The sequence below is a fragment of the Actinoplanes sp. GCM10030250 genome (assembly GCF_042666575.1).
In the GTDB taxonomy this organism is placed as follows: Bacteria; Actinomycetota; Actinomycetes; order Mycobacteriales; family Micromonosporaceae; genus Actinoplanes.
The window spans coordinates 110,713-137,064 of record NZ_JBHTDO010000018.1 but is presented as its reverse complement, the minus strand read 5'-3'; the positions used below and the strand labels follow the sequence as shown (position 1 = coordinate 137,064).

25 protein-coding genes are annotated in these 26,352 nt (G+C 71.2%); 16 read left to right on the top strand and 9 right to left on the bottom strand.

Annotated elements, in window-relative coordinates; genetic code table 11:
• Positions 1 to 33: 33 nt before the first annotated feature.
• On the bottom strand, positions 34 to 1,044 hold the full coding sequence (locus ACFQV6_RS23195; protein WP_378029649.1) for a LacI family DNA-binding transcriptional regulator: 1,011 nt from the start codon (positions 1,042 to 1,044) through the stop codon (positions 34 to 36).
• A 124-nt stretch (positions 1,045 to 1,168) separates the two neighbouring features.
• The gene (locus ACFQV6_RS23190) at positions 1,169 to 1,567 is read right to left on the bottom strand and encodes a nuclear transport factor 2 family protein (RefSeq protein ID WP_378029648.1); all 399 of its coding nucleotides are present in this window, start codon (positions 1,565 to 1,567) and stop codon (positions 1,169 to 1,171) included.
• 95 nt (positions 1,568 to 1,662) lie between these two features.
• Between ACFQV6_RS23190 and ACFQV6_RS23185 the strand changes: the two genes are divergently transcribed.
• The 5 genes from ACFQV6_RS23185 (at position 1,663) to ACFQV6_RS23165 (ending at position 6,314) form a co-directional block, all read left to right on the top strand.
• A complete protein-coding gene (locus ACFQV6_RS23185; protein WP_378029647.1) occupies positions 1,663 to 2,304 on the top strand; it encodes a TetR/AcrR family transcriptional regulator in 642 nt (213 codons plus the stop codon).
• 262 nt (positions 2,305 to 2,566) lie between these two features.
• Positions 2,567 to 3,115 (top strand): QsdR family transcriptional regulator, encoded by a 549-nt coding sequence (locus ACFQV6_RS23180; RefSeq protein WP_378029646.1) that lies wholly within the window; start codon positions 2,567 to 2,569, stop codon positions 3,113 to 3,115.
• A 64-nt stretch (positions 3,116 to 3,179) separates the two neighbouring features.
• A complete protein-coding gene (locus ACFQV6_RS23175) occupies positions 3,180 to 4,520 on the top strand; it encodes an alpha/beta hydrolase domain-containing protein (RefSeq protein WP_378029645.1) in 1,341 nt (446 codons plus the stop codon).
• Positions 4,517 to 4,714, top strand: coding sequence for a DUF3311 domain-containing protein (locus tag ACFQV6_RS23170; RefSeq protein WP_378029644.1), 198 nt, complete (start codon positions 4,517 to 4,519; stop codon positions 4,712 to 4,714). Before ACFQV6_RS23175 ends, ACFQV6_RS23170 begins: the two co-directional genes overlap by 4 nt.
• On the top strand, positions 4,707 to 6,314 hold the full coding sequence (locus ACFQV6_RS23165) for a sodium:solute symporter (RefSeq protein ID WP_378029643.1): 1,608 nt from the start codon (positions 4,707 to 4,709) through the stop codon (positions 6,312 to 6,314). Before ACFQV6_RS23170 ends, ACFQV6_RS23165 begins: the two co-directional genes overlap by 8 nt.
• A gap of 278 nt (positions 6,315 to 6,592) precedes the next feature.
• Here ACFQV6_RS23165 and ACFQV6_RS23160 read toward each other — a convergent pair whose 3' ends face one another.
• A complete protein-coding gene (locus ACFQV6_RS23160) occupies positions 6,593 to 7,210 on the bottom strand; it encodes a class I SAM-dependent DNA methyltransferase (RefSeq protein ID WP_378029642.1) in 618 nt (205 codons plus the stop codon).
• Positions 7,211 to 7,424: 214 nt separating this feature from the next.
• Here ACFQV6_RS23160 and ACFQV6_RS23155 point away from each other — a divergent pair, with 214 nt between their 5' ends.
• Positions 7,425 to 8,696, top strand: a complete 1,272-nt coding sequence (locus ACFQV6_RS23155; RefSeq protein WP_378029641.1) for an MFS transporter — start codon at positions 7,425 to 7,427, stop codon at positions 8,694 to 8,696.
• Between the two features lie 118 nt (positions 8,697 to 8,814).
• The gene (locus ACFQV6_RS23150) at positions 8,815 to 10,257 is read left to right on the top strand and encodes a diguanylate cyclase domain-containing protein (protein WP_378029640.1); all 1,443 of its coding nucleotides are present in this window, start codon (positions 8,815 to 8,817) and stop codon (positions 10,255 to 10,257) included.
• Between the two features lie 9 nt (positions 10,258 to 10,266).
• Here ACFQV6_RS23150 and ACFQV6_RS23145 read toward each other — a convergent pair whose 3' ends face one another.
• Entirely contained in the window at positions 10,267 to 10,839 is a 573-nt protein-coding gene (locus ACFQV6_RS23145) for a TetR/AcrR family transcriptional regulator (RefSeq protein WP_378029639.1), read from the bottom strand.
• A 90-nt stretch (positions 10,840 to 10,929) separates the two neighbouring features.
• On the opposite strand from ACFQV6_RS23145, the gene ACFQV6_RS23140 reads away from it, so the two are divergent.
• Positions 10,930 to 12,147 carry an MFS transporter gene (locus tag ACFQV6_RS23140; RefSeq protein WP_378029638.1) on the top strand — a complete coding sequence of 406 codons (1,218 nt, stop codon included), beginning with the start codon at positions 10,930 to 10,932 and terminating at the stop codon, positions 12,145 to 12,147.
• On the opposite strand, the gene ACFQV6_RS23135 is transcribed toward ACFQV6_RS23140, so the two are convergent.
• The 4 genes from ACFQV6_RS23135 to ACFQV6_RS23120 form a co-directional block, all read right to left on the bottom strand.
• Positions 12,140 to 12,772, bottom strand: a complete 633-nt coding sequence (locus ACFQV6_RS23135; protein ID WP_378029637.1) for a LamG-like jellyroll fold domain-containing protein — start codon at positions 12,770 to 12,772, stop codon at positions 12,140 to 12,142. The genes ACFQV6_RS23140 and ACFQV6_RS23135 overlap by 8 nt on opposite strands.
• A gap of 236 nt (positions 12,773 to 13,008) precedes the next feature.
• A complete protein-coding gene (locus tag ACFQV6_RS23130) occupies positions 13,009 to 13,773 on the bottom strand; it encodes a hypothetical protein (protein WP_378029636.1) in 765 nt (254 codons plus the stop codon).
• Positions 13,761 to 14,306 carry an RNA polymerase sigma factor gene (locus tag ACFQV6_RS23125; RefSeq protein WP_378029635.1) on the bottom strand — a complete coding sequence of 182 codons (546 nt, stop codon included), beginning with the start codon at positions 14,304 to 14,306 and terminating at the stop codon, positions 13,761 to 13,763. The genes ACFQV6_RS23130 and ACFQV6_RS23125 overlap by 13 nt, the downstream gene beginning before the upstream one ends.
• Positions 14,307 to 14,378: 72 nt before the next feature.
• A complete protein-coding gene (locus ACFQV6_RS23120) occupies positions 14,379 to 15,701 on the bottom strand; it encodes an MFS transporter (RefSeq protein WP_378029634.1) in 1,323 nt (440 codons plus the stop codon).
• A 66-nt stretch (positions 15,702 to 15,767) separates the two neighbouring features.
• Here ACFQV6_RS23120 and ACFQV6_RS23115 point away from each other — a divergent pair, with 66 nt between their 5' ends.
• Positions 15,768 to 17,144, top strand: a complete 1,377-nt coding sequence (locus ACFQV6_RS23115) for a PLP-dependent aminotransferase family protein (RefSeq protein WP_378029633.1) — start codon at positions 15,768 to 15,770, stop codon at positions 17,142 to 17,144.
• A gap of 209 nt (positions 17,145 to 17,353) precedes the next feature.
• Positions 17,354 to 17,632, top strand: a complete 279-nt coding sequence (locus ACFQV6_RS23110) for a hypothetical protein (RefSeq protein WP_378029632.1) — start codon at positions 17,354 to 17,356, stop codon at positions 17,630 to 17,632.
• A gap of 86 nt (positions 17,633 to 17,718) precedes the next feature.
• Here ACFQV6_RS23110 and ACFQV6_RS23105 read toward each other — a convergent pair whose 3' ends face one another.
• Positions 17,719 to 19,362, bottom strand: a complete 1,644-nt coding sequence (locus ACFQV6_RS23105) for a serine/threonine-protein kinase (protein ID WP_378029631.1) — start codon at positions 19,360 to 19,362, stop codon at positions 17,719 to 17,721.
• A 176-nt stretch (positions 19,363 to 19,538) separates the two neighbouring features.
• Between ACFQV6_RS23105 and ACFQV6_RS23100 the strand changes: the two genes are divergently transcribed.
• From ACFQV6_RS23100 to ACFQV6_RS23075, 6 genes are all read left to right on the top strand, one after another.
• A complete protein-coding gene (locus ACFQV6_RS23100) occupies positions 19,539 to 20,117 on the top strand; it encodes an AAA family ATPase (protein ID WP_378029630.1) in 579 nt (192 codons plus the stop codon).
• 76 nt (positions 20,118 to 20,193) lie between these two features.
• Entirely contained in the window at positions 20,194 to 20,622 is a 429-nt protein-coding gene (locus ACFQV6_RS23095; RefSeq protein WP_378029629.1) for a hypothetical protein, read from the top strand.
• Between the two features lie 255 nt (positions 20,623 to 20,877).
• Positions 20,878 to 22,143, top strand: coding sequence for a serine protease (locus tag ACFQV6_RS23090; protein WP_378029628.1), 1,266 nt, complete (start codon positions 20,878 to 20,880; stop codon positions 22,141 to 22,143).
• On the top strand, positions 22,137 to 23,081 hold the full coding sequence (locus ACFQV6_RS23085) for an AAA family ATPase (RefSeq protein WP_378029627.1): 945 nt from the start codon (positions 22,137 to 22,139) through the stop codon (positions 23,079 to 23,081). Before ACFQV6_RS23090 ends, ACFQV6_RS23085 begins: the two co-directional genes overlap by 7 nt.
• Entirely contained in the window at positions 23,078 to 24,244 is a 1,167-nt protein-coding gene (locus ACFQV6_RS23080) for a hypothetical protein (protein WP_378029626.1), read from the top strand. Before ACFQV6_RS23085 ends, ACFQV6_RS23080 begins: the two co-directional genes overlap by 4 nt.
• Positions 24,241 to 26,352, top strand: a complete 2,112-nt coding sequence (locus ACFQV6_RS23075) for a hypothetical protein (protein WP_378029625.1) — start codon at positions 24,241 to 24,243, stop codon at positions 26,350 to 26,352. Before ACFQV6_RS23080 ends, ACFQV6_RS23075 begins: the two co-directional genes overlap by 4 nt.

The following is a 26,352-nucleotide window of genomic DNA, read 5'->3' as shown; positions in this document are numbered from 1 at the left end:
GAGCCCGGAAGTGTTCGCTCCCCGGATCGGAGGTCAGCCGGGCCGGTGCCCGCCTCGGGTGTCCACCGAGCTCTGGCGCACCTGAAGGGTGGCCGGGAAGACGCAGCGCCAGTGCGGGGCCAGCTGCCGGTTGACCAGCGCACGCGTGGCCGCGGCCGCCATCTGCTCGACCGGCTGGTGCACCGACGACATCGGCGGCGTGGTGCAGGAGGCGATCACGCTGTCGTCGAAGCCGACCACCGCCGCGTCCCGCGGCACGCTGCGGCCCGCGTCCGCGAGGGCCTGCATCGAGCCGGTCGCCATCAGGTCGCAGCCGACGAAGAAGCCGTCGAGGTCCGGGTGCTCGGCGAGCAGGCTGAGCGTCAGCTCGTACCCCGATTCGCGGCAGAACTTGCCCACCGCGGAGATCTCCGGCAGGCCCAGCTCACGCACCGCCCGCTGATACCCCTCGCGGCGGGCGTCGGCGCACGGATTGCCCTCCTGGCCGTGAACCGCGGCGATGCGGCGCCGGCCGGTCTCGTACAGATGCATGACCGCAGCCTGGGCGCCGTCCGCGTTCTCCACGTCGACGAACGGGACCGGCGCCACCGCACGCCCCATCGTCACCACCCGGTCGCATCGTGCGTAGAAATCCGCCGCCAGCGCAGGCGCCACATTGCTGAGCACAACACCGAGACTCGCGGTCTCCGCGACCTTCGCCAGCAGGGCGGGTGCACCGGCTTCCTCAATCACGTGTACGCGTAGCTGTGCGTTGCTTCCGGCCAGCTCCTGGAGAATCCCGGCGGTGACCCGGCCGTAGTACGGACTCGTACCGAAGATCGACGGATCATCCACGACGATCAGCTCCACCACGTCACCGTGCCCGGACGCCAGAGCCCTCGCGACGGAGTCCGGCCGATAGCCGAGCCGGGCGATCACGGCCTGCACATGCTCACGGGTCTGCGCCGAAGCACCGGGCGCGTCGTTGATCACGCGGGAGACCGCCGCCTTCGACACCCCCGCCGCGGCGGCGACATCGGCCAGCGTCGGCTTTCTCCGTGACATCGGCCAACTATAGGAAGATCGGCCCCTCGCCCGCTGGCATTAACGCACCAGCCGCCACCGGTACGGCAGAATCCACGCGGTGAGACATCAGCGAATCCGGTGTTCCGCCCTGGCTCGGTGATCGTCACAGGATTTCCATCAGCGGCAGGGGGTTGATGTAGTCGCGGTAGGACACGACCTGTTCGTTCCGGACCCGGAAGACGGCGATGACCGTCTGCTCGAACGGCGCGCCGGTCGGGACCACTGAGCCGGAGGCTTCGTACTCCACGATGATCACTTCTGGGTCGGTGGTCTCGTGGATCAGCACGTCGCGGTGCTCGTCGAGCCTGATGAGACCTTCGGCGGCCGCCGTCAGATGAGTGCGGATGGCGGTGCGGCCCTGGATTCGCGCGGGTACGCCGGGCGGGCGATAGGGCCACTCGATGTAGCCGTCGGGCGCCATCAACTCCACGAACTTGTCGGCGTCCCGGGCGAGTCCTGCATGCAGTAGTCGTTCGACGATCTCTCGTGATGTGGCGGTCATCGTTCACCCCGTTCGCGGTTGAGCTCTGTGGGCCTCTTTGGTTGAACAAACGTAGAACGAAGTCGCAGTTCGGTCAACGGCCGTAGAATGAGCGGGTGACTGAGCCGAGCGCCCGACCGACCCGGGCGCAGCAGCGCCGGCAGACCGAGGAACGCATCCTCACCGCGGCCCGCGAGAAGTTCGCCGACCTCGGCTACGACCGGACCACCATCCGCGCGGTGGCGACTTCAGCCGGCGTCGACGCCGGCCTGGTCATGCACTATTTCGGCAGCAAGGACGAGCTCTTCTCCCGCGCGGCCGAAGTCCCCCGGAGCGAGCTGCCCACCCACGGGTTCCCCGCTGAGGCCGGGGCCGCCGGCACCGGTGAGGTGAGCGAGGCTCTGCTGGCCTCGCTGGCCAGCCGCCTCGACAGCGAACCGCTGGCGTCCCTCGCCGTCCTGCGCTCCATGCTGACCAACACCGACGCCGCCGACCGTTACCGGACCGCGGCAGAACCCGAGCTCAACCAGATCACCGCCGGCATCCCCACGGCCGACGCCGAGCTGCGCGCAAGCCTGCTGAGTGCCATCGTCCACGGCGTGATCATCGAGCGCTACCTCCTCCGGCTCGGCCGCCTCTCCGACGCCACACCCGACGAGATCATCCAGCTCCTCCGCCCCTGCTTCCAGTCCCTGGCCGCTGAGGCGCCGAGCGGAGGATCCTCAGCCACGGAGAGCAAATCCCCGTCCGGCACATAGGACGCCCCGCGTGCTGCCCCGCTGCGCCGAGCCAGCCCCCTGGGAGCCAGCCGGCTCGGCGGGCTGGGCGTGAGCGGTGCTTTTTAGCCCGCCAGGCCCCCTGAGAGCCAGCCGGCTCGGCGGGCTGGGCGTGAGCGGTGCCTTTCAGCCCGCCAGGGCCCTCTGAGGGCCAGCTGGGTTGGTGGGCTGGGTGCTTTCGGGGCCGCCGGGGAGTCGAGTGCCGAGGCGTACCGCTGGGCCGATCATGTCGTACGGTGCTGGGGTGAACGGCCGCCGGGTGGTGAGCGACGACGAGGTGACGCGGGCGGGGTGCCGGTTCTTTCTGCGGTACGGCACCGTGGACATGGATCGGCTGGCGGCCGTGATGTGTATCAGCCGGGCCACCCTCTACCGGGTGTCGCACGGGCGGGATCGGCTGCTCGGTGAGGTGCTGTGGCGGCTCGCGGAGCGGATGCTGAGCGATGCGCGGCGCCGGCGTACGCGATCCGGGGTTGACGGTGCCCTGGAGATCACGCATCGGTTCACCCGGGGGTTGCTGGCGTCCGAGCCGTTCCTGCGGTTCATCGCGGCGGAGCCGGAGGCCGCGGCGCGGGTCCTGCTGACCAGCGCCGGAGGGCTGACGGGGCGGGTGGTCGTCGCCCAGCAGGAGATCTTCGAGGAGCTCGGGCTGGCGGGTGCGGGTGCCGACCTCGCCTACCTGTACGTGCGGATCATCGAGTCGGCGCTCTACGCGGAGTTGGTGGCCGGCCGGCCCGCCGATCTCGGGGTGGCCCAGCGTGCCGCCAGGACACTTCTGCTGGCGGCCGGCTGAGACACGTGTCGCAGCTTTTCCCGCGACCGTGGCCCAACATATAGACGACTGCTTATGGTGCGGCATGACCAAGCGATCCATCGCCGTCGCGATCGCCGTTGCGGCCTCGACCCTGCTGAGCGCACCGGCCGCCGCCGGTCACGAAACGGACCGGGGAGCGCACGTCACCGGGCCGCTCCCCGCCAGCCTTCCCGGCGATCCGAGGTCACCGGACATCGCGGAGACCTACCCGTTCTTCGCCACTCCCGACAACCTGGCCGCCCGCGGTTACGTGGAGCAGGAGTTCCTGCTCTCCGGCCGCGCCGACGGCTGGGACACGTCGGGGCTGCGGGTGGCCGAGGACGTCGCGTACACCACCAGGGTCATCGTGCGCCGTCCGGCGAAGGCGCACCGGTTCAACGGCACCGCCCTGGTCGAGTGGCAGAACGTCACCGCCGGGTACGACCTCGACGCGCTGTGGGACGTGGACACCGTCACCAGGGCCGGGTACGCGTGGGTCGGCGTCTCCGCCCAGCGCGTGGGTGTGGATCAACTGCGCGGCTGGAGTCCGGCCCGTTACGGCACCCTCGATGTCACCGGCTCCGGCACGCTTGTCGCGGACGAACTCTCGTACGAAATCTTCGCCCAGGCCGGCAAGGCACTGACCGCAAGCGGCCGTCTGCTCGGCGGGCTGAAGGCCCGGACCGTTCTCGCCATCGGCGCGTCGCAGTCGGCGGCCCGGATGACGGTCTACTACGACCGGGTGTTGCCGCAGGTGCAGGCGGTCTTCGACGGCTACGGGCTGATCGTCGGAACCGCACCGGCGCGGCGTGGTCCGGAGCCGGTGTTCCAGGTGCTGTCCGAAACTGACGTGCGCAGCGCGGTGCGGCCGCCGGACACCGGCACGTTCCGCCGGTGGGAGGTGGCCGGCAGTGCCCACTCCGGGTACGCCGGTCAGGTCTACCGGCAGCCCATCTCGGTCCGTGATCTCGGCGCCGCCCCGGTCTACGACTGTGCGCAACCGCCGTTCAGCCGGGTCCCGCTGCACCACGTTGTCGCCGCGTCGTTCGCGCATCTCGAACGCTGGGTACGCCACGGCACACCGCCACCGTCCGCGAAGCCCCTGGTCGTCGAGGCTGACGGCACCAAGCAGCGCGACGAGCTCGGCCTGGCCCGGGGCGGTGTCCGGCTGTCGCAGGTCGCCGCGCCCACCGCGCTGAACAGCGGTGACAACACCGGCGAATCGTTCTGCCGGCTGTTCGGCACCCACGTCCCGTTCGACGCGGCCGTGCTGGACCGGCTGTACCGCGGCCCCGCCGCCTACGTCGCGCGGGTCGTCCGCGCTGACCTGGGCAACATCCGGGCCGGATACCTGCTGCCCGCAGACGCCGCGGAGAACCTGCGCGAAGCGGCAACCCACCCATGAGGCGGTCCCGCCACTGGCAGTGGCTGCTGGTTCTGCCGACGGTCGCGCCCCTGCTCACCCCGCTCACCAACCGGATCGAACCCATGCTGGCGGGAGTGCCGTTCTTCTTCTGGTACCAGTTCGCCTGCGCGCTGTTCGCCATCCTGACCATCGCCGTTGTACACGTCCTCACGCGTGAGGACGTCCATGAGTGACCGCACCATCGAGGTCGGCGTCTTCAGCGTCCTCATGATCGGTGTGCTGGTGCTCGGTTTCGGGGCCGCCCGATGGCGCGCACCGCAGAACCCGCACACGCTGGAGGAGTGGGGAGTCGGCGGCCGGGCGTTCGGCAACTGGACGATCTGGTTCCTCATCGGCGGCAGCATGTACAGCGCGTACACGTTCATCGCCGTACCGGCGCTCACCTACGGTGTCGGGGCGGTCGGCTTCTTCGCCGTACCGTTTGCGATCGTCACGACGCCCCTGACCTTCGTCTTCACCACCCGGGCCTGGTCGGTGATGCGGCGGCACGGCTTCCTCACGCACAGCGAGTTCGCGAGCGCCAGGTTCGGTTCGCCCGGGCTGGGTGCGCTGGTCGCGGTCACCGGAATCCTTGCGACCATGCCGTACGTCGCGGTGCAGTTGGTGTCGTTGCAGGCGGTTTTGCGTACGGTCGGGTTCAGCGGCGAATGGCCCCTGCTGGCGGCCGTCACCGTGGTGTCGATCTGCACGTTCCGGTCCGGGTTGCGGGCGCCCGCTCTGCTCTCGATCGTCAAGGACGCGCTGATGGCGTGGATGCTGCTGACCGCGCTGCTCGTGGTGGCCATGTACGGAGGGTGGGGCCGCACCTTCCGGATGGCCGGCGAGCACTTCGCCGCGACCCCGTCACCCGCTGACGGCCTGCTCCTGCCGGACAGTGGCCACCTCGGGTTCCTCACCCTGGTCATCGGATCGGCGCTCGCCGTTTTCGCGTACCCCCACGCCCTTGTCGGAATGCTGGCGGCCAAGGATCGCGCGACCGTGCGGCGCAACGCAGCCGCCCTGCCCGTCTACTGCCTGGCGCTGGCGCTGATGGCCATGCTGGGTTTCTTCGCGATCGCCCGCGGGGTGACGCCCGCCGACGGTGATCTCAACACGGTGGTGCCGCGGCTGATCCAGGAGTTCTTCCCGAGCTGGTCGGCGGGCATCGCGTACGCCGCACTCAGCGTCGCCGCCCTGATCCCCGCGGCGGTGATGTCGATCGCCGCGGCCAACGCCTTCACCCGCAGCCTCTACCGCCCCTACCTGCGGCCGGACGCCTCCCCGGCCACCGAGGCCCGAGTCAGCCGATGGGTGTCGCTGATCGTCAAGTTCGGCGCGGCCGGCCTCATCCTGGCCGTCGATCCCGCCTTCTCGGTCGACCTCCAGCTGATCGGCGGCGTGATCATCCTGCAGACCATTCCGGCGGCTTTCCTCGGGCTGCTGACCGGGTGGTTCCATCGCGCGGGGCTCATCGCGGGCCTGCTGGCGGGGCTGGGATCCGGTCTGCTGATGCTCTACGACATCCCGAAACTGGATGGGACCGGCCGCGTGGTCGCGGAGCATTTCGGTGGGTCGAGCTGGTCGATCGGTGACGGCACCAGCGTGTATGCCGGCGTTGTCGCCCTGCTGATCAACCTGGCGGTCTGCGTGCTGGCGACGGTGATGCTGCGGGCGGCGGGAGTGCCTGGTGGCAACGATGTGACCTGGCCGGAGGACTATCGGGCGGATGCGGGGGACAAGCGCTTTCAGCGCCTCGACGATCTCATCGACGGGCTGCCGGTGCGTGCGCGCTGAGCTTCCCGGTACGGCGTTCCCGCTCGCACTGCCCTCACCGGATTTGATCAACGGCAGAGGGTTGATGTAGCCGCCGCTGGATCTCCGCGGCTGGTCGTGAGCGGTGCTTTTGGGGCCGTCGGACCCCTCTGGGGGCCAGCTGGGTTGGTGGGCTGGGCGTGAGGGGTGCTTTTGGGGCCGCCGGACCCCTCTGCGGGCCAGCCGGCTGGGTGGGCTGGGCGTGAGTGGTGCTTTTGGGGCCCGCAGCTGCGACGACAGCGTCCACTCGTAATGCAGGCTCATGAGGCGGAGGCGGAGGCGGAGGCGGAGGCGGCTATGGCGGCCACCGGGCGGTGGGTGCCGTCGGCGGGGCGTTCGGTGCGTTCGAGTTCGGTGAAGCCGGCGAGTTTGAGCTGGTCGGAGAAGGCGTCGACGGGCCAGCGGTAGGCCGTCACCACCCTGTGGTCGAAGGGGGAGAAGTCGCCGTGGAAGAAGCCTGCGACCAGGGGTGCGCCGGGGGCCATCGCTCGGTGGAAGCCGGCCAGGACGGCGGGGAGGTCGTCCGGTGGAAGGTGGATCAGGGAGAACCAGGCGAGGATGCCGGCGACTGAGTGGTCCGGGACGTCTAGGTTCGCGAGGGATCCGAGGCGGTAGTCGACGGTGGGGTGGGCGGACCGGGCGTGGGCGATGAACTCCGGGACCATGTCGAGGCCGGACGCGTCGGTGCCGAGTGCGCGCAGGTAGGCGGTGAGATGGCCGGGTCCGCAGCCGAGGTCGAGGACCGGGCCGGGGCGGTGGGCGAGGTGGCGGCTGATGAAGTCGAGATCGGCGGGGTCGACCTGGTCGCTCGTACCCATGAGGGAGATGTAGAGGTCTGCGTTGGACGTGTACGCCTGTCGCACCTGCTCGAAATCCACCGCGCCACCCTATGGGCTAGGGTCGTCCTCGATCGACCCCGCGAGGAGCTGAGAGATGCCCGGTCACACGAGCGCGCGCTGACATCTGAAGCCTGTCATCGCGTGCTGCCCCGAAACTGCGCGGCACAGCGAACCCCCGCCTGAACGACGGCGGGAAACCCGCCCGAATCACGGCGGCCGATGTTCCTTGCCCGCAGCAAACCCTGGGGTTCCCGTGTCGACGCCAACCTTGTGGCGCAACTCCGATTTTCGCCGTCTCTGGGCCGGTCAGACGGCCTCTCAACTGGGCGAGCACACCGCCCTGATCATTCTCCCGCTGGTCGCTGTGCTGACGCTCGGTGTCGGAGCCGACCAGCTCGGTGCGCTGCGTGCGGTGGGGCAGGCGCCTCTTCTGCTGATCACGCTGTTCGCCGGGGTGTGGGTGGACAGGTGGCGTACCCGTACCGTCATGGTTTTGTCGGACGTCGGCCGTACCCTGGCTTTGGTCGGAGCTGCCGTGGCCGCCGTCCTGGGCGGCCTCACCCTGCCCGCGTTGCTGGTGGTCGCGTTCGTGGTCGGGGCGATGTCGGTGTTCTTCGACGTGGCCTACCAGGCCTCGCTGACGCGCCTGGTGCGACGTGATCAGTTGCTGCGCGGCAACAGCGCGATCGAGGGGAGCCGGTCGGCGGCGCAGATCGGCGGTCCGGCCCTCGGCGGGGCGATGACGTCGCTGCTGCCGGCACCGATCGCCGCGGCGTCCAGCGCGCTGTTCTTCGTCGCGTCCGTCGTGTCGATAGCCAGAATCGGTCACCGCGAGCCAATCCCAGAGGAGCGGCGGACGATCGGTAACCGCGAGCCGAGCCCGAAACGGCGGCGAATCTGGCGGCAGATCAGGGAAGGGTTGCGCTTCGTGGCGGGCAACCCCCTCTTGCGTACGGTGTGCCTCGCCTCGGCCGCCTTCCAGATCTCCCTCGCCGCCGTGATGACCGCCTACCTGATCTTCCTGCCGAGAGATCTGAACCTTTCGGGTACGACCGTCGGGCTCGCCCTCGCGGCAATCGGACCCGGCGCTCTGGCCGGGTCGCTGCTCGCCGCCCGGCTACCGGCCCGTTTCGGTCACGGGGTCGTGCTCGTCGGTGGTGCCGTGCTCGGCAACGGCGTGTTGCTGGCCGTGCCCGCGCTGCACGGCGGGTCGACGGCGACCGTCGTCGCGCTGATCCTGATCAACCTGGTGTTCGGCGCGTTCGGTCAGCTGGTCAACGTCACCGTCATGGCGATCCGGCAGGCTGTCACGCCGTACGAGATGCAGGGCCGTGTCGCCGCCACGATCACCTTCGCGGGCATGGGGCTGACACCGGTCGGCTCGCTGCTCGGTGGCCTGCTGGCTCAGCATGCGGGTACGCGTACCGCCCTGCTGCTCGCCGCCGGCGTCATGATGCTGTCCCCGGCCCTGATGGCGCTGTCGCCGCTCGCCCGCCTGGGCCGGGTGCTTCCTGACCCAGCGTGAGCGAGGATCGTCCGGGTCCGGGTCCGGGTGGCGAGGCGGTTGCGGAATCCGGGACGGCTTGAGGACCTGGCGCCGGCTGCCGATGGAGGGGGCGACGCGACGACGACAAGGGGGCGTCATGACGCACCTTCTGCGGGATGACGAGTGTGACGCCGGCCGGCGCACCCGGCGCACCCGGCTGTGGCTGATGTGGCTCGCCGGTGGCGCGCTGTTCTGCGGGGCGCAGCCGTTCACCACCGTGGGCGGCCCGGCCGACAGCATCATGACGCTCGTCATGCCCGTGCTGTTCGTGGCCGGGATCGTCGCCGGTGTGCGGCTGAACCGCCCGCGGCCGCGCTGGCCGTGGCTGATGCTGGCGGGATCGGGCCTGACCGCCGTCGCCGGTGCCGGCATCTGGTGGGCCGGCTTTCCGACGGTCTCGCTGGCGGTGGTGATGACCGTCTACCCGCTCGAGGCCGCGGCGCTGCTGTTCATCGTGCGCGGAGCCTCCTGGCGGCAGGACCGTGCCGGTCTGCTCGACACCGCGATGATCAGTGTCGGTCTGGCGCTCGCGTGCTGGCTGCTGGTGGTCAGCCCGCTCATGCCCGTGTACGCGGCGCTTCCGGGCGGCGCGTTCGCCATGCTGTTCCCGTTCGGCGACGTGATGCTGCTGGGCGTACTGTTCCGCTACTTCACCTCCCGTGGCCCGCGCAACGCGACGTTCTGGCAGATCAGCGTCTCGGTGCTGGTCCAGGCCGTGTCGCACATGGCGGCGCTCGTACCGGTGATCCTCGGTTTTGATGCCCCTGACCTTCGCGCGTTCACGTCGCTGGCGGCGTTCCTGATGGCCGGCGCCGCCCTCCACCCGTCGATGCGCATCCTCACCGGCCGGCCGCCGAGCCCGGTGACGGAGATGTCGCCGCGCCGGGTCGTGCTGACCAACCTGGCCTGCATGGCGGCTCCGGTGCTGCTCCTCGCCCAGGGTGCCCTGCAGAACGGCGAGGTCGACTGGATCGCGGCGGGCATCGGGTGCATCATCCTGTTCGCCCTGGTCACGGTCCGCATGGTCGACCTGGTCGGCGAGGTGCAGGACAAGGCCAGCCAGCTCGACGCGGTCGCGCACATCGACGCGCTCACCGCCCTGCCGAACCGGCGGGCGTGGGACGTGGAGCTGGACCGCCGGATCGCCGCCGCCCGCCGGCACGGCACGCCCGTCGTCGTCGCGATCGTCGACCTGGACAACTTCAAGCGGTACAACGACGAGCACGGCCACCAGGGCGGCGACGAGCTGCTCACCAGCGCCGCGCTCGTCTGGAAGGCCGAGTTGCGCCCGGAGGACCTGCTGGCCCGTTACGGCGGCGAGGAGTTCGGTGCGATCTTCGACCACTCGAAGCTGGCCGACGCCGACCACATCATGGAGCGGCTCCAGTCGGTGACCCCGCTCGGGCAGACGTTCTCGGCGGGCGCCGCGCAGTGGGACGGCAACGAGACGCCCGATGAGCTGCTGGCCCGCGCCGACGCGGCACTCTATGCCGCGAAACGCGCCGGCCGGGACCGCGTGTTCGTCTCCACCACCCGCTGAGGCGGCCCGTCAGCGGGTGAGGGAGTCCAGCAGGGTGGCGGCGACGGCGCGAGCGGCTGCTGGCGCCTGCGGGCCCGGCTTCAGCCGGGCGCCGACGAGGGCACCGTCGTAAAGCACGACCAACTGGTCAGCAAGGGCTTCCGGATCGGGTACGCCAATCGCGCTCGCAAGGTCCGCGAACAGCCCCCGGGTCCAGGCACGGTTGTTGTCCGCCTCGTCCCGCACGGCGCCGGAGGGATCCCGCTCCGCCCCCGCGTTGTAGAAGGCGCATCCCCGGAACCCCGGCTTCGCGGCCGACTCGGCGAGCAGGTCGAAGACGCCGAGCAGGCGCTCCCGCGGGGTGGCGAAGCGCTCGATCCCGGCCAGAATCCGGGTGCGCCGGCTCTCGTGCCGCCCCCGCAGATAGGCGCGGACCAGCTCGTCCTTGCTGCCGAAGGTGCTGTAGAGCGACGCCTTGGCGACCCCGGCGCGCTCGATGACCCGGTCGATGCCGACGGTGTGCACGCCTTCGGCGTAGAACAGCTCGTCCGCGGCGGCGAGGAGCCGCTCACGGGCCGACTTGCGGGGTGATGCCACGGACATGCCTTGACGGTAACAGACAGGTCTGTCTAGTGTCAGGACGGAAGCAGACAGACCTGTCTGTCCGACCTGGGAACAGTGGGAGGATCCGGCATGACAGAAACGCTGCTGACCGTACGAGAAAGGCAGTTGAATCGGCCGCAAGCGTTCGCCGCCGTCGCGGCCATCCTGCTCACCTTCGCCGCGGCCGCCGCGGTGCCGTCCCCGCTCTACGTCGTCTACCAGCGCCTCTGGGGTTTCTCCGCGGCGACGCTGACGGTGATCTTCGCGGTCTACGTCGCGGCCCTGATCGGCACGCTGCTCGTCCTCGGCGCCCTCTCCGACCACGTCGGACGCCGGCCGGTCCTGGCCGGTGCCATCGGCCTGGAGGTGATCGCCATGATCCTCTTCCTGGTGGCCGGTGATGTCAGCACGCTGATGCTGGCGCGGATCGTGCAGGGCGTGGCCACCGGCGCCGCGCTGAGCACCCTCGGCGCCACGCTGATCGACCTCAACCCGGCGCACGCCCCCGGGCGGGCCGGGCTGATCAGCGGCATCGCACCGGTCGCCGGGCTGGGCCTCGGCGCGCTCGGCTGCGGCATCCTGGTCGAGTACGCGCCGTTCCCCACCCACCTGGTCTACGCGGTGCTCCTGCTCGGCCTGATCGCCGCCGCCGTCGCGGTGGCCTACCTCCCGGAGACCGCGGCCCGGCGGCCCGGGGGAGTGGCCTCGCTGGTGCCGCGGCTCGGCGTGCCGGCCCGGCTCCGCGCCGACGTGCTCGCGCTGCTGCCGATCATCGTGGCGAGCTGGGCGCTGGGCGGGCTCTACCTGTCGCTCGGCCCGTCCGTCGCCGCCGACTCGTTCGGGCTGCACGACCACCTGGTCGGCGGGCTGGTGGTGACGCTGATCTGCGGCACCGGAGCGCTGACGTCGTTCTCGCTGCGCGGGGTGCCCACGCCGCGGGTGCTGGCGATCGCCGGTGCCGGCATGACGGTCGGCGGGCTGATCACCGTCGGCGGGATGCTGGCCGAGAGCCTGCTGCCGGCCGCCGTGGGCACGGTCGTCTCCGGCGCCGGGTTCGGCGCGGCGGCGCTCGCCTCGTTCGGCACCCTGGCGCGGATCGCGGCGCCGCACGAGCGGGGGGAGTTGCAGGCGGTGGCGCTCGTCGTGTCGTACCTCGCGTTCAGCCTGCCGGCCGTCGCCGCCGGTGTGCTGGCCGGGCGGATCGGCCTGCACCCGACCGCCCTCCTGTACGGCGGTGCGGTGGCCGCCCTGGGTGCCCTGGCCCTGGTCGCGCAGGGCGTCCGCAGCCGTCGCGTCGCCCTCAGCTGATGCTGATCCAGGCGTCGTCGAGGGCGCCCTGAAACGGATCGCTGTCGAGGCTCAGGCCCTTGCCGCCCAGCACCAGCGGGGCCGTGTTGTCCACCGTCAGCCCGGCCGGGACGCTGGTGGCGGCGCGAACCCGGCCGTCGACCAGGATCGTCAGGGTGGTCCCGGAGCGGCGGCACTCCAGGACGTGCCAGGCGCCGTCCGCGACGGTCGCCCGGCTCGTCGCCAGGTGGATCGTCGGACTGTCCTCGCTGGTCATGGCGCAGCTGGGATGGCCGGGGAGCTTGTCGACCTGGAGCTTGTACTGGCCACCGGTGGTGGAGTAGCCCTTCTGCAGGACGTTCTGGCCGTCGCTGGTCTGTCCCGGTGCGAGCTTCACGGTGGCGCCGTACCGGATCGGGCGCGCCGCCGGGTTCAGCGCCGGGGTGCTCGCGGCGTGCAGGGCGAGCCGGGGGCAGCGGCGGCCGGTGCAGCCCGGCGGGAACTTGACCGCCTTCCCGGCGCCGTGGGTGATCGTGTGCAGGGCGGCGCCGTTACGGGTCAGCGCCTGGAGGTGGTGCCCCCGGCCGCTCGCGTCGCTGAACGTCGCGGCCGGCCCGACAGCGTCGAACGTGTACGCGGCCGTCATGGGAGCCGAGACTGCCGAGGGGGCCGGCGACCGGACCGACGCTGATTCCGGTAGACCGGTCGGGTGGCTGGCCGGCGGGGTGACCGTCACGGATCCCGCCAGCGCCAGCGCCCCGATCACCGAAGCGATCAACATCCGCCGTGTCCCGAGCATCACCACGCCTCCACGGCAGGTGAACGAGGCGGTTCTCCGAAAAGATGCTGAGGGCCGGGCGGAGATTCGCCCGGCCCCAGCGGTCACGGCAGCTCGGACGGCCGGTACGAGGTGTCGCCCTCGCCGGTGTGCACGGTCACCGTGAGGCTGTCCACCTCGCCGCCCTCGGGGCCCGGCCACCACGCCGCCCACCAGCCGGAGCGCACGCTCGCCTGGAACTGCTTGCCGCTGTCCAGGCGTACGTCGACCCGGGTCACGCCGGGACCGACCAGCCCGACGATGTTGGACCACTGGCTGTCGCCCTCACCCAGCGAGCTCATCGTCTCCAGGTTGATCCGGCCCGCCGGCTGGGCCGGCACGGTCCCGTCGACCAGCCCCATCGAGGCCATCCCCACGTCGTCGCCGGTGCTCAGGCACTCGATGACGACGCCGTTGTCCTTGCGCATGATCAGCAGGGTGGCGAGCCCGCGCTGCTCGGCGAGCAGCACGTCGGCCGGGTCGACCGCCTCGGGCGGGCCGCCCACCTCGTTGCCGGCGCACTGCTTCGCCTGCGGCAGCACCTGCTCGCCGGTGAGGGATCCGGGCTCGGGCGTCCAGGAGGCGATGGCCTGCTCGGCAGCGCCGGGCATCAGCGCGGGCACCGCCACGGCGGCGACGGCACCGGCGGCAACCGCGGCGGCCGCGGTGAGCCCCGCCCGCCGCCAGGCCGGTGCGGTGCGGTGGGCCGGCCCGCCCTCGATGATCCGGTCGACGGACGCCCGCGAGCGCGCCCACTCCATCTCGCTCGGTTCCCGCCCGCGCGCCGGGTCGAGAACAGCCAGCTGGTCGACGTCGTTCATGCGGTCCATGCCTGCTCCTTGAGGGTGTGCGGGGCTGACGCCGGTGCCGGTTCCAGGGCGGCACGGAGCCGTTCCCGTGCGCGGGTCAGGCGCATGGCGAACGCCGTCCGCCGGACGCCGAGCACGGTGGCGGCCTGCTCGGTGGTCAGCCCGTCGAAGGCGATCAGGGCGAGGACCTCACGGTCCGCGGGGCGCAGACCGCGCAAGGCACGTTCAAGATCGATGCGTACGGCAGTGCCCGTGCCGTCGTCACCGGGCTCCCGCGGTTCGAGGGTGACGAGCCGGACGTCGAGGGCCTGCCGGCGCAGCCAGCCGCGGTTGCCGTTGGCCATGGTCTTGCGGGCCACGGCGAACAGCCACGGCCGGGCGTCGTCCGTGATGTCGTCGAAGCGCCGCCAGGCCGTCAGGAAGACCGCGGACACGATGTCCTCGGCCTCACTGGCGGGCACCCGCCGCTCGACGAACCGCAGCAGGTCCGCGTACGTCTCGAGGTGCAGCCGGCGGAACCGGTCGGCCCGCTCCCCGGGTTCGGTTCCGCTCATGCGGCGTATCTCTCGTTGTTCATGCCCGGTACCTGTCCGGGCCCCGGCGAGTTGTCACACACTGAACTTTTTTCAACGTGGCGAGGCCGCACCTTGATGGCGCTGGTAACGGCCCGGCGCCACCGGGCTCGACGCCAGGTTGGAAAAAGGTTCACTGGTTGGTGATCGGTCCGCGCGCGGCTCGGATGAGGCACCGCCGCCACCGTGACCGGCGTGCGCGTCAGCTGAGGAGGTCCGGTTCGCCGCCGGGCGGGCCGTGCTCCTCCGCGCGGACGGGATGCGGATCAGGGCGAGGAGCGCGGCGGCCAGGGCGGCGGCACCGGCGAGGACGAAGCCAGCCGCGGGTGTAGTCACGTCGGCGAGGGCGCCGGCCGCCGCCGCACCACCCGCGGTGCCGATCGCGGTGGCGGTGGCCAGCCAGGCGAACGCCTCGGTGGCCGTGCCGGCCGGTGCGGCACGGTCGACCATGGCATAGGAGCTTGCCAGAACCGGGGCGATCAGCGAGCCCGCCACGGCGATGAGCGGGCCCGCCACGGCGATGAACGGGCCGGCCGCGAGGCCGGTGGGCGTGGCGACCAGGACCAGGTGGCTCACGCCGAGGACGGCGAGCAGCGCGGCGAAGGAGCGGCCGCCGGTGGCGCCGCCGCCCAGCCGGGCGGCGACGATCCCGCCGGCCAGGGAACCGGCGCCCCAGAGGCCGAGCAGCAGGCCGGCGGTGGGGCCGGCGGAGGCGGTCACCGAGACCTCGGTGGCGCCGAACACGACACCCACTCCGGCCAGCACGGTCACCAGCGTGCGCATGGCCGGCGAGGTCAGGACGCCGGCACCCGGCCGCCGGGTGGAGGCGGGCCGCCAGCGCCGGGAGGCGGGGGAGAGGGCGAACAGGGCGGTCGCGGCGATCAGGACCGCTCCGGCGGCGGTGAGTGCCGTACCGGTGCCGGCCAGGCTGCCCAGTCCCAGCGCGAGCGGCGGGCCGGACACCCAGGTCAGTTCGGTGGCGGCGGCATCAACCGCGTACGCCCGCCGTTGATCCTCGACGCCCGGCCGCAGCGCGGGGATCAGCGTGCGCATGCACGCGCCGATCGGTGGAGTAGCGGCGCCGAGCAGGCCGGCGAGCGCCAGGATCAGCGGCAGCGGTGCACCGGCCGGCACAGCGGCCAGGGCGGCGAGCGTGAGACCGGCGACGATGGCGGAGCCCAGCAGGACGATGGTCTGACCGCGCCGGTCGACGAGCCGGCCGAGCAGCGGTCCGCCGCAGCCCTGTGCGACGGCGAGGGCTCCCGCGGCCGCACCCGCCGCGGTGTAGGAGCCGGTGAGGTGCTCCACGTGGACGAGCAGTCCGATGCTGAAGGTGGCGAGGGGCAGGCGGGCGACGACCGACGTGGAGAAGAGCATGTCTTTCACGGTGGTGGGGAACTGGTACGAAGAACAGGTCCAGTGCTGCCGTGGAATAGGGGACCAGTGGACTTCCTGCTGACCGTTTCGAGGGAGCGGCCCGGCACGCTGAGCGCTCAGATCCAGAGCCAGGTTCGCCAGGCGGTGCGGGACGGGAGCCTGCGCGCCGGTACGCCGGTGCCGTCCACCCGGGAGCTGGCCGCCCAGCTCGGTGTCTCCCGCAAGGTCGCCGTCGACGCGTACGCCCAGCTGGCGGCCGAGGGATTCCTCGCCCTGCGGCAGGGTGCCATGCCCCGGATCGCGGCCGGCCCGTTCCCCGGTGCCGCCGGCGCGGTGTCCCGGCCCGCTGACGGCCGGCCCGTCCGCTACGACTTCCGGCCCGCCCGCCCCGACGTGTCCTCGTTCCCCCGGGCTGCCTGGGCGCGCTGTCTGCGGGACGCGGTCACCGAGATCAGCGTGGCCGATCTCGGCTACGGCGACCCCTTCGGCACCGACGCGCTCCGGAACGGCCTGGCCGGCCATCTCGGCCGGGTTCGCGGCGTGGTGGCGGAGCGTGAACGGATCGTGGTCACCAACGGTTACCTACAGGGTCTCGGCCTGATCTGCCGGGCGCTCGCCGGGCGGGGTGCGCGGCGCATCGCCTTCGAGGACCCGAGCAGCGGGGAGGAGGCGCGGATCGCATCCGGTGCGGGGTTGGAGGCGGTTGCCGTACCCGTCGACGGTCTCGGCCTGAGGGTCGACGTGCTGGCGGCGCGGCAGGTGGACGCGGTGGTCCTCACGCCCGCGCATCAGCATCCCACCGGGGTGGTGCTGGCGCCGGAACGCCGCACCGCGCTGATCACCTGGCTCCGCACCCGGGGTGCGATCGCCGTCGAGGACGACTACGACGCGGAGTTCCGCTACGACCGGCCGGCGGTGGGCGCGCTGCAGGGCCTAGATCAAGATCATGTGGTGTACGCCGGAACTGTCAGCAAAGTCCTGGCTCCCGCCCTGCGGCTCGGGTGGATGGTGCTGCCGTCCGCGCTGGTGGACGCCGTGCGAACGGAGAAACTGCTGCTCGATCAGGGCACCGCCCGCATCGAGCAGCTGGCTTTCGCGCACTTCCTGCAGCGCGGCGACCTGGACCGGCATCTGCGGCGGATGCGGCTGCGCTACCGGCGGCGCCGCGACACGATCATCGCGGCCCTCGCCTCGTCGCTGCCGGAGGCGACCGTGCGCGGAATCGCGGCCGGTCTGCACGTGACGGTGGAGCTGCCGGGCACGGCGGACGAGGCGGCGATCGCGGCCGCCGCCCGGGAGCGGGGGATCTCGCTGGCCACCATGGCTGACTACTGGAGCGAGGGTGGCCGGCCACCGGCGCTGATCCTCGGTTACTCACAGATGACCGAGGATCGGCTGTGGTCCGGTGTGCGCGAGCTGGCGGCCGTCGTCCGTTCCCGCTGATCAGAGCCGTCGCGGCGTTCGCCTGGTTCACCGGATCGGGCGAATGCGGGCCGGGCCGGCGCCCGCCGGAGCCGCGCCGGAGCGTCCGTGGAGCCGATCGACGGGCGGCGCTCCGCGCTCGCCGCGGCGCCCTAGCATTGCCACCCTCATCATGTTTTCCCGAGGTGGCCCGCTCGGGCTACCGGCGTGGCCGGATACGGTTGAGAACTATGACGAACTACTCCGGTCCGGCGAGGCTGACTCTCGCCGACGGCACACGCGTGTCCGGCATGGCTTCGCTAAGCACCAACCAGCGCGGCGGCGTCGACGGCTGGGGCGGCACGTTCCGGCCCGACGAGAACAACGAGAACGTCCGGGATGCGGGAGACGGGCTGTCTCTCGAACTCCCATACGACCAGGTGGGGGAGGTGGCTGTCACCGGCGTCCGGAAGCTGCTCGCAACGCAGATCCTGATGTCGCTGGCGGGGCGCGGTCCCGCACCGTTCTGACCGGTGCCGGTCAGAGGTTGAGCAATACCGCCGGGGGTCTCCGGGTGCCGTAAGGCTCCGGGGGCCCACTGGTGGTGCCCGCGTAATCACTCCTCGTCATCGTCGTCCTCGTCTTCGTCGTCCTTTTCCTTCTTCTTCTCCGCTTTCTCGGCCTTCTTGGCTGCTTTGGCGGGATCTACCGTCTTCGTCGCCTTGACCGGCTCCGGAGCAGCCGCCGGCCCCGCGGGCGCCGGCCCCACCGGCGCTTGCCCGGCAGGCGCCTGGTCCCCGGCCGCCCGGTCTGCCGCCGCCTCCGCCACGGACAGGACCACCTGGCAGGCCGTGCCGTTGAGCCGGAACCGGTCCGGCAGCTCGTTGGAGCCCTGATAGGTGCCGCGGATCGTCGCGGCGTGACTAGTCCCGGGCGCGAGGTCGGCGAGCTTGGCAGTGACCGTACTGCCATTCTGCCGCCAGCTGCCGGGAGCGCCGCTGCTCAGCGTCTGCCGGCCCGGCAGCGTGAAGGTCAGCGGCGCGGCGGGAATCGCCACCGCGCCGGTGTTGGCGACGCTGAACCGGGCGGTGAACCGGCCCGCACCCGCCGATACGACGTATCCGACGGTGCACTGCGGCACCGCCTCGGTCGTGGGTACGGACACCGGTGCGGCCTGCGCCGTCGCCGCTGGGGCGGTCGGATCGCCCGGCAGGGTCACCGCGGCGACCACCCCGGCCAGCAGGAGTCCCGCGGCCCCCGTCACGGCGACCGCCCGCCTGCGGTGGCGCAGCCCGGCGGTCAGCCGCGTGCCGAGAGCCCGGACGCGTACCGTCGGGTCACCACTGCCGGCCGGCATCCCCGGGAAGTTCGTGCCGGTGGTGGCGCCGGGGAGCTCGAGAACGGCCGGGTTGAGACCGGCGGCGATGGCCAGCACCTTCGCCGCCTCGGCAGCGGTCGGGCGGGCTCCGGGGTCCTTCGCCAGGCACCGCCGGCACAGGGCCGCCACCTCGGCGGGCAGCCCGGCGATGCGGGGGAGGGCGGTCGGCTCCTGATAGCGGTGTGCGATGAGCATCTGGGTGGCCGTCGACGCCTGCCACGGCAGCTGACCGGCCAGTGCCCGGTGCAGCAGCAGGCCCAGCGCGTACACGTCGGTCGCGGGGCGGACCACCCCGTTCTCCAGGCGCTCCGGGGCCAGGTACGCCGGCGTGCCCAGCAGTTGGCCGGCCGCCCGGTCCTCATCACCGGAGAGCGCCGAGATGCCGAAGTCGACAAGCTTCACCCGGGCACCCGAGACCACCACGTTGCCCGGCTTCACGTCCCGGTGGACCACGCTGCGCTCGTGGGCCGCGGCCAGCGCCGCCGCCACCTGAGCACCGACGAGGACGGCCAGCCGCCAGGTGAGCGCCCCGCCGGAGAGCAACTGCGACAGCGAGCGGCCCTCGACGACCTCCATCACGACGTACGGCAGCGGGCCCGGCGCCTCGCCGTAGTCGTACACGTCAACGATGTTGGGATGACGCAGGCGGGCGACCGCCCGCGCCTCGGCCCGGATGCGCGCCAGAAGGTCCTGATCCTGCGCCAGGTGCGGCGAGAGCACCTTGACGGCGACATCCCGGCCGAGCACCTCGTCCTGGGCGCGCCACACCACCGACATGCCGCCCACGCCCAGCCGTTCACGCAGCCGGAAACGGTCATCGAGGAGGTCACCGGTGTTCACCACGCCACCGATGCCCACCGATCCGCGGCCGGAAACCCACAACGGTCAATTCTGGTGATCGGCTATGGTCACGATATGGGTTGCTTCGCCATGGGCTGTTTTGCCGCGATGAACATTCGCGCCGCCGCATAGCGGCGGTTCACCACCGCCGGATCAGTGTCATGCCGGCAGCCCGAGTCTGCGCGCTGCCGGATCGTCCCGCGTGATCCGGAGAGCAGATGTCCCATGCGTTCTTGTTCCTGATGGTCGGGCTCCCCGGAGCCGGAAAGACCACTCACGCCGCGAAACTCGCCGCCGCGCACCGCGCGCTGCGGCTGACACCGGACGAGTGGATGATCCCGCTGTTCGGCGAGTCGACGGCCGGTCGCAAACGCGACATCCTGGAGGGCCGGCTCATCCTCGTCGCCCTGCAGGCCCTTCGGCTGGGGACGAACGTCGTCCTCGACTTCGGGCTATGGAGCCGTGACGAACGGTCGGCTCTGCGCCGGCTGGCGACCACGGCCGGAGCCTCCTGCCAGGTGATCTACCTGCCCGTCGACAGCGACGTCCAGCGCGCCCGGATCGCACACCGGCAGGCCACCGCACCGCACACCACGTTCCCGATGACCGAAGCCGACCTCGACGCCTGGCGCGGGCAGTTCGAGGTGCCTGACGAGGCCGAACTCAGCGGCGACCCACCACCGGCGTGGCCCGGCTGGGCGGCGTGGGCCGCGGACCGCTGGCCCTCCCTCGCGGGGGAACTGAAGTCCGTCGGCGACTCCAGTCATCCAGAACCCGGCGCCGCCGCGAACCAGTGAGGCAAACCCCATCGTTTCCGGAGCCGGTTCCTCCGCGTCAACACGCCGGGCCGGCGCCTCCGCAGAGGAGAATCACATGGCTACCACCACCGCCGCCCGCTGGCTCACCGTCGGCGGCCTGGCTGTCGCGGGGCTCATCGCGGCCGCCCCGGCGCAGGCCGCGCCCGCCGCACCGGGCTCGACCGGAGCCGGTGCGGCCGCCGTCGCCGAGACCTACCTGCTGACCCGCCCGTCCGGGGGGACGGCCGCACTCAACCAGATCGGTTCCAGCGGCGTGACCAGCGGCCTGTGGACCAGCTTCCGGTTACGCGGCGGGTTCGCCGGCTACGACCTGCTCGTCACACACCAGCAGCGCACCACCCTCCGGCCGGCCCCGATCCTGGTCTACACCGCCCCGCCCGGCAACGAATGCACCGATGTGGGCAATCGGGGCGTCGCGGGGAAGGTGTGGCTGAGCTTCACCTGCCGGATCGGCGTCGCCGGCAACGACCTGATGGTCCGCTGAAACACTGCGACAGAGACGCGCCCGCGCTCATCGGTGCTGACCGGTGGGCGCGGGCTGCCCGCGTGTGTCGTCTTCCCGCCCGTTTTCACCCTGCCGTCGACTGTGGTTCCGGCGATAGGGTGTGGCTCCGTCCGCGGATCGGTGGATCCGCGGATCGTTGCATTCGCGGGTCCTGCATCCGCGGATCGTTGCATTGCGGGTCCTTGAAGGAGCAGCCTCGGTGTCCGAACCGCTCGTGCCTGGACCGAGCCGCGGATGATCGACGGGCGCGTCATGGCGGGTGATCACGATCTGGGCAGTGGCTTCTGCCTCACGGATCGGATCGTGGCCACCGCGGCACATGTCCTCGAGAAGCGCGAGGCACCGGAACTCTCCTTCGTCACGTCCTCCGGAACCCTCGTCGAGGTGGACAGGGTCGAGGTCGATGAGGAGATCGACACGGCGTTGCTGTGGGTGCGGCGATCCCTGGCGTTCGAAGCTCCGCTCGGCATCGCCTGCCAGCAGGCCGAGTGGCGGGTGACATCACGTCCCGACCCGAACGCGGCCCAGCTCACCGGCACGGTGTCGGCCGTCGAGCACCTGATGACCAACGCCGACGGCCATGAGATGACCGTCCTGCAGTTGAAGGTCGAGGAAGGGCTGAAGGACTTCGGGGGCTACTCCGGCAGTGCGGTGATAGCGAACTCGCTCGTTGTCGGGATCCTTGTCGAACAGCTCCATGAACGGGCTGCCCCGCGCGACCAGCGGCCGCGGGCCACGAACGTTCTGTACGCCGTACCGATAACCAAGGTCGTCGGTCGTTTCAAGCTCCGGATAAAGGTGGGGCAGCGGCAGGAATCGACAGCTCAGCACCTGATGCACACCGCGCACTTCGACATGGACCCGCTCAAGACGGCGATCCTCGCCACGCTCTTCGGCGGCGACGACCGGTCCTTCGCGTTCGGCCTGGCCGGCGTTGACATGAAGGTCGTGATGAACCTCTGCGCGTGGCTTCCGACCTACATCGGCGAGGTGGCGCAGAAGAGCCAGCTCGGCCTGCGCCCCGAGATCGCGGCGCTGCCGACCCTGGAGCGGTATGTGACCCGCTACCTGGCCGAACTCGAGGGCACCAACGTCGTCTGCCCGATCCTTGTCGACAACGCCGACACCGCCCTGGTCGACGAGCTGTGGAAGCGCGTCCGTACCGCCTGCGGGAAGCCCCGCAAGCGGCTCATCCTGTTCTTCGTCGGCCGGCCCGCCGACGGGTTCCCCGACCATGTCACGGAGCTGGAGTCGCCGGCGGTCCAGCGGCGGGACGTCGCCGAATGGGCCCGCCACGTGGTGGCCGTACGCCGGTGGCCGAGGTCGCTCGCCGAACCCTGGACGACCGCCATCGTGGAACAGGTCCGCGTGGTGCCGGAGGACGGCAACACCCTGGACCTGCGCCTGACCTACGAGGTTCTCGAGCACTACATCGAACGGGTCCGGCTCGACCCGGACGGGCTGCTCAGCCACCTAGAAGAGCTGGAGATCCAGTGCTGACCCGACACGCCGCCGACCTCTCCGTCCGCTTCGGCGGAGTCGACGAGGCCCCGGACCCGCAGATGATCGAGGACCCGTGGGCGGATCCGATCGCCGCCGAGGATCCCGATCTCATCCCGGTGGACCGGGAACCGTACGTCGCGGGACCCGACCTGGAGAACGCGGTGAACCTGGCGATCGCGCTCGGGCGCCCGCTGCTGCTGCAGGGCGACCCCGGTGCCGGGAAGACGCGGCTGGCGCACGCGGTCGCCTACGCGCTCGGACTGCCCCTGGAGCAGGCCTACATCAAGTCCACCAGCCGGGGCCAGGATCTGCTCTACACCTTCGACGCGGTCCGCCGCCTCTACGACGTACAGCTGGACCGGGCCCGCGACGACTCCGTCTACGTCCGGCTCGGCCCGCTCGGACGGGCGATCGTCCGGGCCGGGTACGGCCGCCGGTCGGTGGTGCTGATCGACGAGATCGACAAGGCGGACATCGACTTCCCCAACGACCTGCTGCGCGAGCTCGACCAGCTCAGCTTCGAGATCGCCGAGCTGCCGGGGGCGCGGTACGCCGTACCCGCCGGCCAGGTCACCCTGCGGCCGATCATCATCGTCACCAACAACGAGGAGAAGGCGCTGCCCAGCGCCTTCCTCCGCCGCTGCATCTTCCACTACGTCCGCTTCCCCGACTCGCCCGGCGACCTAGACACGATCCTCGGCCTGCACGGCATCGCGAAGGGCGAGCTGAGCGACAACGCCGTCGCCATGCTGTTGCGACTGCGAGAGCTGGATCTGGCCAAGAAGCCCGGGCTCAGCGAACTGCTGGACTGGATCGGCTATCTGCAGGCGACAGACACCCCCGCCGACGAGATCGTCCGCCTGCCGGCAGCCGGCGCCCTGATCAAACAGCACACCGACCAGCTGCGGGTCGCGGATTGGCTGGCCGGGCGGTGACCACCACACCACCCTTCCTGTACGAGCTGATCGGCCAATTACGCCGGCGGGGACTGCAGATCGGTGTGGACGACTGCCTGGACCTGCAACGGGCCCTGGCCGCGGGGTTCGGGCTGGCCTCCGACACTGATCTCCAGCGCCTGTGCCTGGCCCTGTGGGCGAAGTCGCCGGTCGAAGCCGACATCATCGGCGCGGCGTTCGCGCGGGTCGGCACGCCGCAATGGTCGGCGCCCGGCGCCGGCGAGGCACCGGACGGCCACGCGGACCCGGACACCGGAGACGGCGACGAGGCCGAAGTCGCGTCATCCGATGAGCAGGCACCCGAACCGGCCCGGCCCGAACCCGCTCTGTGGGGACTTCCCGGCCTGGCCCACCCGCCCCCGCGTACCGGCCGGCGCGACACCAGCCTGGTGCTGGCCCCGTCATACCCACTGACCGTCCGCGAGATCGTCCAGGTGTGGCGGGCGCTGCGCCGCCCCACCCGGCAGGGCCCGCCCGTCGAACTCGACGTCGACGCCACCCTCACCCTGCGGGCCCGCTGCGGTGTGCGGACCCCACCGGTGCTCGTCGCAGCCCGCCGCAACGCCACACGCCTGCTGCTGCTGATCGACCGGCACGGCTCGATGGCGCCGTTCCACGACTACGTCGACCACATCCGGCAGGCCATGCAACGCGCCGGCCGGTTCGACGTCTTCACGGTCGCCTACTTTCACAACACCGCCGGCCGCAGCGCCAGCCACGATGCCCTCGCCGCGCTGCCTGATCCGTTCAGCCCCGCCCTCGACCCGATCCTCGACGAGATCCGCCCGCTGACCAGCGGCCGCGTCTACCGCGACCCCGAGCTGACCGACCCGGTGGAGCTGGCCGGCATCCTGTCGTCGGCCACCCGGGCGACCAGCACAGTTGTCGTCAGCGACGCCGGTGCCGCCCGGGGCGGCCTCAACACGCCGCGGCTGCTCGACACGGTGGCCCTCGGCAAGGCGGTCCGGGCCGCCACCGGCGGGCTGGTCTGGCTGAACCCGGTCGCCCCGCGACTCTGGTCCCGCACCACCGCCGGCCAGTTGTCCCGCCACCTGCCGATGTTCCCCCTCACCCGCACCGGCATGTACCGTGCCGTCAACGTGCTGCGCGGCCGCCCGATCCCGTTGGAACAGCCGCTGTGACCACCGGCGCCCTCACCGAGGCGATCCGCGGCCTCCCGCCCGGAGCGGTCGATCTCGCACGGCACGCAGCCGTCCCGGTCGCTCTCGATGCCCGCTTCCTCAACCTGCTGCGGGTGAACTTCTTCGTCGACATCCCGGTGCCGCTGCCGTACGAGACCGAGGCCGCCCTGCTGCTGTCGCCGGTGGTCCGGGAGATCGGCGAGGGGCTTTACGAGGTTGATCCGGCGCTCCGGAACACCCTGCTCAGCGAGCTGGTGTCCGAGTTCGGCGGTGACCGGCTGGGGCGGGTGGCGGCCCTGCTGGAGCAGTACACGGACCGTTCCGCGGCCTGGCACGCGCTGCCGGAACTGGAGAACGCGCAGCGGCTTACGGCGCTGAGCCTGCTGGATCCTGAGCGCGCGCACGAGTGGCTGCAGCGGGAGAAGGAGGCTTCCGCTGAGGTCGGCACGGCGCTGGGCCACAGCTGGTTCGTCGCGATGGAGAATCGGCTGCTCCAGCAGCAGACCGCCCTTCTGCCCGCACCACCACCGACGGCGATCCCGTGGATCACCGTGGCGATCGTGACCGAACCCGGGCCCCCGAATGACCTGCTGGACGACGTCATCGACGAGGTGTTCGACTATCGGTTCCTTCGCTCGCTGAAATGCCAGGTCGGTGTCATACCCAGCGAGATTGATCCGGACCACGGCCACGGGGTGGTGCTCGCGGCTGTCAACGAAGGTGCTTCCGCGGACCGGGTTGTCGATGAGCTCATCCGCGAATTCCCCGAACTGCGGACGATCATCGTGGCGGGTACGTTCCCGGCCGATTCCGATCCTGAAGCCTACGAAATCGTCGTTGCGAGAAGGGTCGTCGCCGGGAGCGAGGGGATGTCGCAGGTTCCCGGGATCGACTATGGGCTCCTGTCGGCTGCTTCCGGCCCGGCGATACCGGCCGCCGTGGTGTGGCCTGCGCATGAGACAGGGGCGGTGCCCACGGTCAGGACCGCCACCTTCGTCGGGCCGAACCAGTTCGCCGAGCCCGGTGTGGTCGTCGATCGTTTTTCTCCGGCGATCACGGCAGCGGCCGACGCCCAGGGCCTCAGCTGGTTCGTGGTCCAGGGCACGCCGAACGACGGTCCGGCCAGAGCATGCGTCGCGGCCTATCTGCGGGCTCTCGTATCGACGGCGGGCTCCTTCGGTGATCGGCTTCCGTCGCCTGATCCCGAGTGGGCAGCCTCCACAACCGGCGCCCTGTCCACCGCCGACCCGGTCTCACCTCGTTCTGCTCTCGATGCGACGGTCGGCATCATCACGGCCCTCCCCGTCGAGGCACATGCGGTGCGATCCGTTCTCGACGACGCCCGTCCGACAATGATCGCTGGCGATCCGACTCGCTATGTCCTCGGATCGGTGCCGGGCCCGGAACCAGGGCATGAGCACACCGTCGTTCTGGCGACGCTCCCCCCGGACGGGACCCGATCCGCGGCGACGCTCGCCACCACCATGGCCCGGTCGTTTCCCGGTCTCCGCCTCGTGATCATCTGCGGTATCGCCGCCGGTATTCGGCGCTCCGCGGGCGAGGAGGAGATTCGGCTGGGTGACATCGTCGTTGCCACCGATGGCATCGTCGACTTCGGCCACACACGCACGGCGGATGGCCCGGAGCCGCGGCCGCTGGGGCGAACACCGCCGTCGACACTCTTGCTGGCGGCCGATCGTCGCCTGCAGGCGAGTGAGGCCGCCGGGGCGATGCCGTGGCTGGAGACTGTGCACCGACTGGCGGCTATTCCGTCCTTCATGCGCCCGGACAGCGACGCTGACGATCCCACTGTTCATCGGGCCGCCATCGGCAGCACTGACATGCTTCTGCGCAGTTCCAGGATCAGGGCCGAGCTGGCGCGCCAATACGAGGTCGTGGCCCTCGAGATGGAGGGTGCCGGTATCGCCGCCGGTGCTGTCCGAACCGGCAGGTCGTGGTTCATGGTTCGCGGCATCTCCGACTTCGGCGACGATTCCAAGTCCGACAGCTGGCAGGGCTACGCCGCTTTGACCGCTGCTGCCTACACGCGGTCCCTGCTCGCTGAGTACCCCGCCCAAGGCCCCGAACGCGCCCCCAACGTGCGTTGA

What these genes read in the sequence shown, in the direction of transcription:
- ACFQV6_RS23195 (WP_378029649.1), bottom strand. Translation starts at nt 1,044, where the DNA reads ATGTCACGGAGAAAGCCGACGCTGGCCGATGTCGCCGCCGCGGCGGGG.
- ACFQV6_RS23190 (WP_378029648.1), bottom strand. Translation starts at nt 1,567, where the DNA reads ATGACCGCCACATCACGAGAGATCGTCGAACGACTACTGCATGCAGGA.
- ACFQV6_RS23175 (WP_378029645.1), top strand. Translation starts at nt 3,180, where the DNA reads ATGACCAAGCGATCCATCGCCGTCGCGATCGCCGTTGCGGCCTCGACC.
- ACFQV6_RS23170 (WP_378029644.1), top strand. Translation starts at nt 4,517, where the DNA reads ATGAGGCGGTCCCGCCACTGGCAGTGGCTGCTGGTTCTGCCGACGGTC.
- ACFQV6_RS23165 (WP_378029643.1), top strand. Translation starts at nt 4,707, where the DNA reads ATGAGTGACCGCACCATCGAGGTCGGCGTCTTCAGCGTCCTCATGATC.
- ACFQV6_RS23150 (WP_378029640.1), top strand. Translation starts at nt 8,815, where the DNA reads ATGACGCACCTTCTGCGGGATGACGAGTGTGACGCCGGCCGGCGCACC.
- ACFQV6_RS23145 (WP_378029639.1), bottom strand. Translation starts at nt 10,839, where the DNA reads ATGTCCGTGGCATCACCCCGCAAGTCGGCCCGTGAGCGGCTCCTCGCC.
- ACFQV6_RS23140 (WP_378029638.1), top strand. Translation starts at nt 10,930, where the DNA reads ATGACAGAAACGCTGCTGACCGTACGAGAAAGGCAGTTGAATCGGCCG.
- ACFQV6_RS23135 (WP_378029637.1), bottom strand. Translation starts at nt 12,772, where the DNA reads ATGACGGCCGCGTACACGTTCGACGCTGTCGGGCCGGCCGCGACGTTC.
- ACFQV6_RS23130 (WP_378029636.1), bottom strand. Translation starts at nt 13,773, where the DNA reads ATGGACCGCATGAACGACGTCGACCAGCTGGCTGTTCTCGACCCGGCG.
- ACFQV6_RS23125 (WP_378029635.1), bottom strand. Translation starts at nt 14,306, where the DNA reads ATGAGCGGAACCGAACCCGGGGAGCGGGCCGACCGGTTCCGCCGGCTG.
- ACFQV6_RS23120 (WP_378029634.1), bottom strand. Translation starts at nt 15,701, where the DNA reads ATGCTCTTCTCCACGTCGGTCGTCGCCCGCCTGCCCCTCGCCACCTTC.
- ACFQV6_RS23110 (WP_378029632.1), top strand. Translation starts at nt 17,354, where the DNA reads ATGACGAACTACTCCGGTCCGGCGAGGCTGACTCTCGCCGACGGCACA.
- ACFQV6_RS23100 (WP_378029630.1), top strand. Translation starts at nt 19,539, where the DNA reads ATGTCCCATGCGTTCTTGTTCCTGATGGTCGGGCTCCCCGGAGCCGGA.
- ACFQV6_RS23095 (WP_378029629.1), top strand. Translation starts at nt 20,194, where the DNA reads ATGGCTACCACCACCGCCGCCCGCTGGCTCACCGTCGGCGGCCTGGCT.
- ACFQV6_RS23090 (WP_378029628.1), top strand. Translation starts at nt 20,878, where the DNA reads ATGATCGACGGGCGCGTCATGGCGGGTGATCACGATCTGGGCAGTGGC.